At 53.2% G+C, this 8704-nt stretch carries 6 protein-coding genes and 1 pseudogene; 4 read left to right on the plus strand and 3 right to left on the minus strand.

From position 1 onward, the window contains the following. Positions 1 to 4: 4 nt before the first annotated feature. On the minus strand, positions 5 to 940 hold the full coding sequence (locus T370_RS23675; RefSeq protein ID WP_156034425.1) for a glycosyltransferase family 2 protein: 936 nt from the start codon (positions 938 to 940) through the stop codon (positions 5 to 7). A gap of 870 nt (positions 941 to 1810) precedes the next feature. On the opposite strand from T370_RS23675, the pseudogene T370_RS0113485 reads away from it, so the two are divergent. Beyond that, positions 1811 to 2910: pseudogene (locus tag T370_RS0113485) on the plus strand (IS3 family transposase). A gap of 366 nt (positions 2911 to 3276) precedes the next feature. Here the strand turns inward: T370_RS0113485 and T370_RS26305 are convergent. Beyond that, positions 3277 to 3543 carry a transposase gene (locus T370_RS26305; RefSeq protein ID WP_081847558.1) on the minus strand — a complete coding sequence of 89 codons (267 nt, stop codon included), beginning with the start codon at positions 3541 to 3543 and terminating at the stop codon, positions 3277 to 3279. A gap of 116 nt (positions 3544 to 3659) precedes the next feature. On the opposite strand from T370_RS26305, the gene T370_RS26100 reads away from it, so the two are divergent. Further along, the gene (locus tag T370_RS26100; RefSeq protein WP_282705454.1) at positions 3660 to 4109 is read left to right on the plus strand and encodes an IS5 family transposase; all 450 of its coding nucleotides are present in this window, start codon (positions 3660 to 3662) and stop codon (positions 4107 to 4109) included. A 936-nt stretch (positions 4110 to 5045) separates the two neighbouring features. On the opposite strand, the gene T370_RS0113500 is transcribed toward T370_RS26100, so the two are convergent. Next, the gene (locus T370_RS0113500; RefSeq protein ID WP_029436021.1) at positions 5046 to 6068 is read right to left on the minus strand and encodes an NAD(P)H-dependent glycerol-3-phosphate dehydrogenase; all 1023 of its coding nucleotides are present in this window, start codon (positions 6066 to 6068) and stop codon (positions 5046 to 5048) included. Between the two features lie 128 nt (positions 6069 to 6196). Between T370_RS0113500 and T370_RS0113505 the strand changes: the two genes are divergently transcribed. Together T370_RS0113505 and T370_RS0113510 are read left to right on the plus strand one after the other, a co-directional pair. After that, the gene (locus T370_RS0113505; protein WP_029436022.1) at positions 6197 to 7273 is read left to right on the plus strand and encodes an iron-containing alcohol dehydrogenase family protein; all 1077 of its coding nucleotides are present in this window, start codon (positions 6197 to 6199) and stop codon (positions 7271 to 7273) included. A 173-nt stretch (positions 7274 to 7446) separates the two neighbouring features. Further along, positions 7447 to 8622, plus strand: coding sequence for a DegT/DnrJ/EryC1/StrS family aminotransferase (locus tag T370_RS0113510; RefSeq protein ID WP_029436023.1), 1176 nt, complete (start codon positions 7447 to 7449; stop codon positions 8620 to 8622). Positions 8623 to 8704 lie beyond the last annotated feature (82 nt).

Genomic DNA, 8704 nt, shown 5'->3' on the forward strand with positions numbered 1-8704 from the left:
GCCTTCAGCTCAACTTTTTAAGAATGGTCTTGAACATTGCTTTTATGCCAATTGCTTGTATTTGAACGCAAAAACGTACGGCTAACTCGCCCCAGACGGGCAACAGGAGAAAGTATCTGTACCAACGATCTTTTTTCCGGGTGTAATTGGAGAACAACTGTGTCCGAAGGCCCTTCCAAAAAATGGAAACAGGCTTGATATATTGGATGAAAGAGGTGAGTTTTGATGCGGTGGATGGTTTATATCTCATGGTAAAACTGTTGTTGTGCAGCCGCCAACGAGTCAGCTTGAGCGGGATGTAGGCAAAGGTTGCTTTTTGCGCGGCCTGACACCAGAGCCATCTGTCTACCCATTGGGGGATTGGGGAATTCAGATCACAGGCAAGCAGAACGGAACGCCGAATCATGGCGCAGGAGAAGGTAGGAATCTGGTTTTCGATCAGAAAGGCTCCTCTCATTTCATATGAACCATATGGGCCATTTTTTGCATCGGCTACACGACGGGAATGGCTCCTCATAATTCTGGGGACATAAACATCGAACCACGCAGTGCTGGAATCTTCCATGCACAACGCTTCTACATTGTTAAAAATAACTCCGGCATTCGTTGCAGAGGCAACCTGCATCCTCTGTTCGAGGCAAGTGGACAACCAGATATCGTCCGCTTCCAGGAAAGCTATGTATTCACCTTTGGATTCAGCAACTCCAAGCTGCAGAGTTGCCGCCAAGCCATGATTTTTTCCATCCGGATGTTGTAGCACAGTGATTCGTTGATCTTGTCCCGCAAAGGAACGGGCTACAGCCATGGAATCGTCTGTAGAGCCGTCATCAACAATAATCAGCTCAAAATCCTTCAACGACTGTAGAAGCACACTTTTAATTGCTTCATACATATAAGATTCGTAGTTATAGCTCGGTATAATAACTGAAATAGACGGCATTGATGAGGCCACTTTGTTGATTTGGAGATTCTTAATAATGTTCTGGTTGTTGTAGTCAATTATTATAGGCAATTTTACATATAAAAGGCGTCGATACGTTTATCTTCGTCTATACCCTACCTTTAGATCACACTTGACATCCTCAGCCGGAGGCAACAGAGCGACCGGGATACCCAGCTGAACAAATTCCCTATGCCGTTCCGAAGGAGTGCATTCAGCCTTGCGCAGGCAATCAGCATACATGAGAGTCATGCCGAGTGATTTTCTATTCTACTGAAATTCATATTATTTCTTTGCATCCAGATGATAAGCGTTCTAATCGGGGTAAGCTCGGTATACTCAACCATGAAATAAGTAGTTTCCGATAAAAAAAGGTAAAATGTGAGTGTTCAAATTAATGTATTTTTATTTAAAAGTATAAAATACAAACAATTAAGAGTAATTTTATCCTAGAAAAATTACCTATTTCGAAGAGCAAAAAGAGTGGAGAGAGCAAAAAGTTGTACTCTTTTACCTTAAAACTACTTAACTTTCCAGTTAAAAAACATCAGATTTCCTTCACAAGGTTATCAGCTTCCATTCCTGTCTCAAAAGTACATTCTTTGTCAGATTACGATGTGTATTTACTGAATCTTTTCACCAGGTAACGGAGAATAAAAATCTTTACTTCTCAGCACTATACTCATTGAATATACGGTGTTTTCTTTTCTTTAATATTCCTAACATACTGAAAAATAAGACACTTCACACTTACCTAAAATCTGGCTTCAATCCCCCTGTATGAGACATTAGTATGAATATGTAACCCTCCCTTAAAATAGTACAGACCAAAACTGGAGACTTCTGGTAAACCATCCCCAGGAGGGAGCCATGAAGAAGTCACGGTTTTCTGAACACCAAATCCAATCCTGAAGTCTGGCGAAGCGGACAGGACTGCCAAGGACGTATATCGTGAGCACGGTATCAGCAGCGCCACGTTCTACGCCTGGAAGAGCAAGTTCGGCGGCATGGAAGCTTCGGACATCAAGCGTATGCGCGACCTTGAGCATGAAAACGCCCTTCTCAAAAAATGTATGTGGACTTAAGCCTGGAAAATCGGGCCTTGAAGGATGTGATCGAAAAAAGCTCTGAAGCCAGCCGAGAAGCGTGACGTCGTGCTGTTCGTTCACGAAGAATATGGACTTTCCGTCAGCAAGACGTGCACGGCATTGCGCATAAGTTGAAGCGTGTTTCTTTACAAACCAACGCCGCGTGACGACAGCCTTGTGATAACGACGCTTCTTGAGCTGGCCGAACGCTACCCGAGATACGGATTTACCAAATATTTTGCTGTGCTGCGTCGCGAGGGATATACATGGAACCATAAGCGCGTTTACCGAATTTATCGGCAGTTGCAGTTGAACATGCGCCGCAAAGAAAAACGGCGCCTGCCCAGCCGAGCTCCCGTCCGTCTGGAGGCGCAAACCGTCGTCAACGGTTGCTGGTCTGTGGACTTTATGGGCGATGCGCTGATGCACGGTCAGCGTTTTCGTACGTTCAACGTGCTTGACGATTTCAGCCGTGAAGTATTGGCCGTGGAAGTGGACACCAACTTGCCTGCAGCCCGTATCATTCGTGTGCTTGACCGCATAGCCGCCTGGAGAGGCTATCCTACAAAAATGCGTATGGACAATGGCCCGGCATTTGTCTCGACGCAACTTGTCGGATGGGCTTTACAACACGGGATTGACCTTGAGTTCACTCAACCCGGCAAGCCCACGCAAAACTCATATGTGGAGCGGTTCAACCGCACCTTCCGCGAGGAGGTACTGAACTTCTATGTTTTTAGCAGGCTGAGTGAGGTTCGCACCATCGTTGACGCATGGTTACAAGAATACAACGAGCAAAGGCCACACGAATCATTGGGCAATCTCACACCAGAAGAGTTTGCCCTCAAACATGCCGGGGGCTCCTGTTTAGCTTTGCACTAACTGCGGGGGCTTTACACTTATACAGCGCCTTATCAAAAGAAAATGCTGTATTTCTGGTTTTTTGGGTGGGATGCAGACTGCCATCCCCTTGGCTCTCAGAGATTCCCGCAGCCAACCCGCGTCATAGCCTCCGTCTGCCAGAAACGTACAGATATCGGGAAGAAGGCACAGGAGAACGGCTGAACCTTTGTAGTCCTGACCTGCCCTTCAGTCAGCAAAAACAGGACGGGCCGCCCGTGGCCGTCACAAGCGGCATGAAGTTTGGAATTCAGTCCTCCTTTTGTACGACCGATAAGACGTGGAGAATCCCCTTTTTGAGCAGAATTGCCGCCGTGCGGTGAGCCTTGAGGTAAGTGGAGTCGAGCATCAGAGAGCCATCAAAAGGCGTCTGATTCGCCAGCCCTGTGAAGTGATTGTTGAAGCACTGAGTTTGCTCCACCTGAAAAACCGATTGTACAGGGTCTTGTGCGGGCCGTGCTCAGCAGGAGCCTCCTTCCACTGAAGTCCGTGCTTGATGACGTATATGATACCGTTGACGACGCGTCTGCCATCGACACGAAAAACAGAAAGGGCTTGATACGTTCCAGTTGGCTTTCGGAAAAGTAAAACCAAGTAAGCATGGGACACCTCCATACCTCTTACATACCACTTTTTCAATTTTTGGAAAATAACGAGTCCTGCCCCTAGGCAGTGTCGTCATGAGTTAATTAACACATTGAATTCATGTATTCTTCTCTATGGAGGAGCTTATGGATTCTGCAATGCATCGTCATGATATTTCGGATCATGTATGGAGTTTGTTAGCTCCGCTTTTGCCCGGAAGACGTGGCGCTTGGGGTGGACGAGCCAAAGACAATCGCCTTTTTGTCAATGCAATCTTTTGGATTTTACGGACAGGCGCTCCATGGCGAAACCTTCCACCGGAATATGGTGGCTGGAAAAATACTCATCGTCGTTTTTGTCGTTGGCGTGATAAAGGTACATGGGAACATGTCCTTGCAAATCTGATGGATATGCCGGATTTCGAGTGGCTGATGATTGACTCCACTTATTGCAAGGTACATGCCCATGCAGCAGGGGCAAAAGACGGTAATCAGGACATGAGCCGCACAAAAGGGGGCTCAACGCTAAAATACATCTGGCTGTGGATGGGCATGGTATGCCGGTCAGAATCATTATTACAGCGGGTTCCTGTCTGATATCGGTCAGGCTTTCCCACTCATTCAAGGTATAGATGCCCGGTTCGTTCTTGCGGATAAGGCCTATAGCGCCCATAGATTTCGTGAACAGCTGAAGGAAAACGATGTGCAGGCGTAATACCGCCCATTCAGCGAGGAAATCGTTCTCTCATTGAATACGACAAATATTTATACAAGATGCGTCATATCATCGAGAATACTTTTTTGTCTTTCAAGCAGTAGCGAGCTGTTGCCACGCGTTATGCCAAAAGGAACTCTTCTTTCCTCGCAGCAGTCCAGGTGCGTTGCATCGCTCTATGGTGCAAAACCTTGTGACGACACTGCCTAGGGAAAAGCCGAGAGCGCGGCGATGATGCTACTCTTGATGACGTCCCATTCCTCCGCTCACGGATCAGGCCTATTGCAAGGCCCGTGGAGTTAGGATTTTTTACTGAAAATGAACGCTTGAACCAAGACCACAGCCAGCTCCGCCGCTCCCACATTGCCAGACTGTGATTTCCAAATAGTTCGTCCCTTCCATAACTCGCAGGATGTGGTTAAAAAACCGTTCCATTCAAGAGGCCGACCTGACGCCACAGCAAAAGTGCCTCCCTGTTTCCCAAGCTTAATCAACAGCTGTAGGGTGCCCATACAAACTACACAGCATCAAACACATGTGGACTTTTAAAACCGTACGGTACGCTAGAACCATGACAAGAAGATAAGGGAGAAAGGAGTTTTCAAAAGATAAGGCTGAACTTTACTCTGATGAGAAAACAGAGAGTTACAGAATATAATTATACAATAAAAACAATATAATAGGCATACATTGAAAAATTGGGACACACTCAACCTCTTTTTATATGGGCCGCCTCATTCCTAAAAATACGGCGGATGGTGTAACGCTTCCACCCGCCGATCTGCTAAAAAACAACAGCCCTTCATCAGCTATCCCGGTTATTCTTCCTTCAGCTGCCTGCCCATGAGGGCCTGTACAGCTTCGCGGGGCGCGAACCCCTCATACAAGACGCTGTACATCGTGCCGGTCACGGGCATGTCCACGCCGAGGCGCTGCGCCAGCCGGTGCACGGCCTGCGTGGTCTTGACCCCTTCGGCCACCATGCACATGGATGAGGCGATGTCTTCCAGGCTCTCACCCGACCCGAGGCGCAGCCCGACCTGACGGTTACGGGACAGATCGCCCGAACAGGTGAGTATGAGGTCCCCGAGCCCGGAAAGTCCCATGAACGTCGACGCCCGCGCCCCAAGCGCCACACCCAGGCGGCTGGTTTCCGCAAGGCCCCGCGTGACCAGCGCCGCCCGGGCATTCAGGCCGAAGCCGAGCCCGTCGCTGAGGCCCGCAGCGATGGCGATGACGTTCTTGATCGCGCCGCCAAGCTCCACGCCCGGCACGTCCGTACTGGAATAGGATCGGAACCACGGCGTGGCGAACACTTCCCTCAGCCGTGCCCCAAGCCGTTCGTCGCGGCAGCCGAGCACCACCGCCGTGGGCTTGCAGGTCGCCACCTCAAGGGCGAACGACGGCCCGGAAAGGACGGCGTAGCGGTCCACGAATCCGGGCAGCTCTTCCCGGACCATGCGCTCCACCGTAACCAGCTCGGAAACTTCGATTCCTTTTGCCGTATTGACAAGAACGCAGTCCGGGGGCACAACGCCCGCCAACCGGCGAAGCGTCCCCCGCATGGCTTGGCAAGGGACCGACAGGACCAGCATGGAGACGCCCGCCAGCACTTCCGCCTGTTCCGGACCGCCCGTATCCCCGGCAACAGCCCGGATGCCCGGATGCAGCTGTACGCCCCGCAGGTAACGCGGGTTCTCATGGTGCGCGTTGATGTGCGCGGCCTGCTCCGCATCCCGTAACAGCAGTGCCACCGAATGCCCGGCATGGGCCAACAGATGGGCCAGCGCCGTACCCCAGCTTCCGCCCCCGAGAACCGCTATCGAAGTTTTGCCTGACATACACTCTCCCGTGGAAAAATCGGTGGAAAACCGCCGGAACGGGCCGTTTGCTCCGGCTTGCGGCCCGGGCGGATTCAACATACAATGCCCGTTATCGTTTCCTAAAATCATCCTATGAGGCTTTTACCATGTATCGCAATACAAAAAACGTTCCTTACTATGTGTTCGGGCGGGGATCTCTGGCTCAGCTCGGCGACTTGCTGAAACCCCGCCGCGAAGCCGTGGACGGTCCGGTCGTCTATTTCGTCGACCACTTCTTCCGCGATCATGAACTGATCGGCCGTCTGCCCATGGAAAAGGGCGACCAGCTCCATTTCGTCGACTCCAGTTCCGAGCCGGAAGTCACCCGCATCGACGCCTTCAAGGAAGCCGTATCCGCCGCCGACAGCCGCACCCCCTGCTGCGTCGTGGGCATCGGCGGAGGGAACGCCCTCGACACCGCCAAGGCCGTCGCCAACCTGCTCACCAACCCCGGCAAGGCCGAAGACTATCAGGGCTGGGAACTCGTCAAGAATCCCGCCGTCTACAAGATCGGCATCCCGACCCTTTCCGGCACGGGCTCCGAGTGCTCCCGCACCTGTGTCCTTACCAACATCCCCAAAAATCTCAAACTGGGCATGAACAGCGACTACACGGTCTATGATCAGCTCCTGCTCGATCCCGACCTGCTCGCCACCGTTCCCCGCGACCAGTATTTCTACACCGGCATCGATACCTTCATGCACTGCGTCGAATCGCTTCAGGGCAGCTACCGTAACGCCATCATCGACGCCTTCTCCGTACGCGCCGTGCAGCTCTGCGAGGAAATTTTCCTCTCCGACGACATGATGAGCGAAGAAAACCGCGAAAAGATGATGATCGCCTCCTACATCGGCGGCATGGCCGCCGGGAACGTGGGCGTCATCCATCCCTTCTCCGCCGGGCTCGGCGTCGTCCTGCATGTGGCCCACGGCCTCGGCAACTGCCTCGCCCTGAACGTCCTTGGGGACATCTACCCCAAAGAATACAAGCAGTTCCGCACCATGATCGAACGGCAGGGCGTCAACCTGCCCACCGGCATCTGCAAGGATCTCACCGAAGAGCAGTACGAAGGCCTCTATCGCGGCTGCATCGTCCACGAAAAGCCCCTCACCAACGCCCTCGGCCCCGACTTCAAGCAGATCCTCACCAGGGAAAACCTCATCGAACGCTACAAGAGCATCTAGCGGGAGCGCCCCCGGCGGGCTTGCCCCCGCGAGGGACTATGCGGCCCCTTGACCCGCTAAGCGGGGAGACGGAGGCCCCTCCGCAGCGCCAATTGTCCCGAGAAACATAAGGGAACCCGAAGCGGCTATACCGTTTCGGGTTCCGCACTGGGCAATCAGAGACAGGACATCTTATGGACATCAAAGTCAATTTCAGCGGACGTGCGATCAAGTACACCGAAGACGAGATCGCTGTGGTCGTGGAAGCCATGCGGAACGCGGAACCGCTGACGCAGGGCAAGCATCTGCAAGCCTTCCAGAAGGCGTTCGGCGAGTACATCGGGGCCGAGCATTGCTTTGCGGTGATGAACGGCGTGTCCGCGCTTGAACTTTCCGCGCAGCTCTGCAACTTCAAGCCCGGCGATGAAGTCGTCATCCCCTCGCACACCTTCACCGCCTCGGCCTACCCCTACGCCAAGAAGGGCGCGAAGCTCGTCTGGGCGGACGTCGATCCCGTCACGCATGTGGTCAACGCCGAAACCATCGAAAAGTGCATCACGCCCAAAACGAAAGCGATCGTCGTCGTGCACCTGTACGGCTACGTGGCGGACATGCCTGCAATCATGGAAGTGGCGAAGCGGCACAATGTGCTCGTCATTGAAGACGCGGCCCAGTCCATCGGCGCGGACATCAACGGCATCAAGTCGGGCGCGTGGGGCGACATGGCGATCTTCTCGTTCCATTCCCACAAGAACCTTACCACGCTCGGCGAGGGCGGCATGCTGGTGGTCAAGGACCCGAAGCTCGCCGCGCTGGTGCCCGCCCTGCGCCACAACGGGCACTGCGGCTATCCCGAGCCCCGGCCCAACTACTGGACCCCGGCGATGGGCAATGTGGACATGCCCATGCTCGACGGCGACATGCTCTGGCCGAACAACTACTGCCTCGGCGAAATCGAGTGCGCCCTCGGCGTCAAGATGCTTGAGCGCATCGACCGGATCAACGCCGAAAAGCGCGCCCGGGCCATCCGTTTCATCGACGCGCTCAAGGATTACCCCGAGCTGGAGTTCCTCCGCGACGACACCACCCGCCACAACTACCACCTGCTCGCGGGCTGCATGAAAAACGGCAAGCGCGACGCCTTCATGCACGCCATTTCCGAAGAAAAGGGCATCAAGTGCGTGGTGCAGTACATCCCGCTCGACCGCTACGATTTCTACAAGAAGCTCGGACTCGGGGAAGCCAACTGCCCCAACGCCGACGCCTTCTTCGACGGCCAGATATCCTTCCCCTTCCAGCACTGGCTCAGCGAAGAGGACTTCGGCTACATGCTCAAGTCCACCCGCGAAGTGTTGGAAAGCTTGAGGTAGGAAGAGGAATTGTGAGAAGACTGGAGGGGGCGGGAGGGCCTTTCTGAAGAAAGCCCCTCCCGCCCCCTCCAAACCTCCCCCA

It is taken from the genome of Bilophila wadsworthia ATCC 49260 (assembly GCF_000701705.1).
Lineage (GTDB): Bacteria > Desulfobacterota > Desulfovibrionia > Desulfovibrionales > Desulfovibrionaceae > Bilophila > Bilophila wadsworthia.

Bases quoted from the DNA above. Each gene is read 5' to 3' on its own strand.
- T370_RS26100 (WP_282705454.1), top strand. From the start codon at position 3,660: ATGGATTCTGCAATGCATCGTCATGATATTTCGGATCATGTATGGAGT.
- T370_RS23675 (WP_156034425.1), bottom strand. From the start codon at position 940: ATGCCGTCTATTTCAGTTATTATACCGAGCTATAACTACGAATCTTAT.
- T370_RS26305 (WP_081847558.1), bottom strand. From the start codon at position 3,543: ATGGAGGTGTCCCATGCTTACTTGGTTTTACTTTTCCGAAAGCCAACT.
- T370_RS0113505 (WP_029436022.1), top strand. From the start codon at position 6,197: ATGTATCGCAATACAAAAAACGTTCCTTACTATGTGTTCGGGCGGGGA.
- T370_RS0113500 (WP_029436021.1), bottom strand. From the start codon at position 6,068: ATGTCAGGCAAAACTTCGATAGCGGTTCTCGGGGGCGGAAGCTGGGGT.
- T370_RS0113510 (WP_029436023.1), top strand. From the start codon at position 7,447: ATGGACATCAAAGTCAATTTCAGCGGACGTGCGATCAAGTACACCGAA.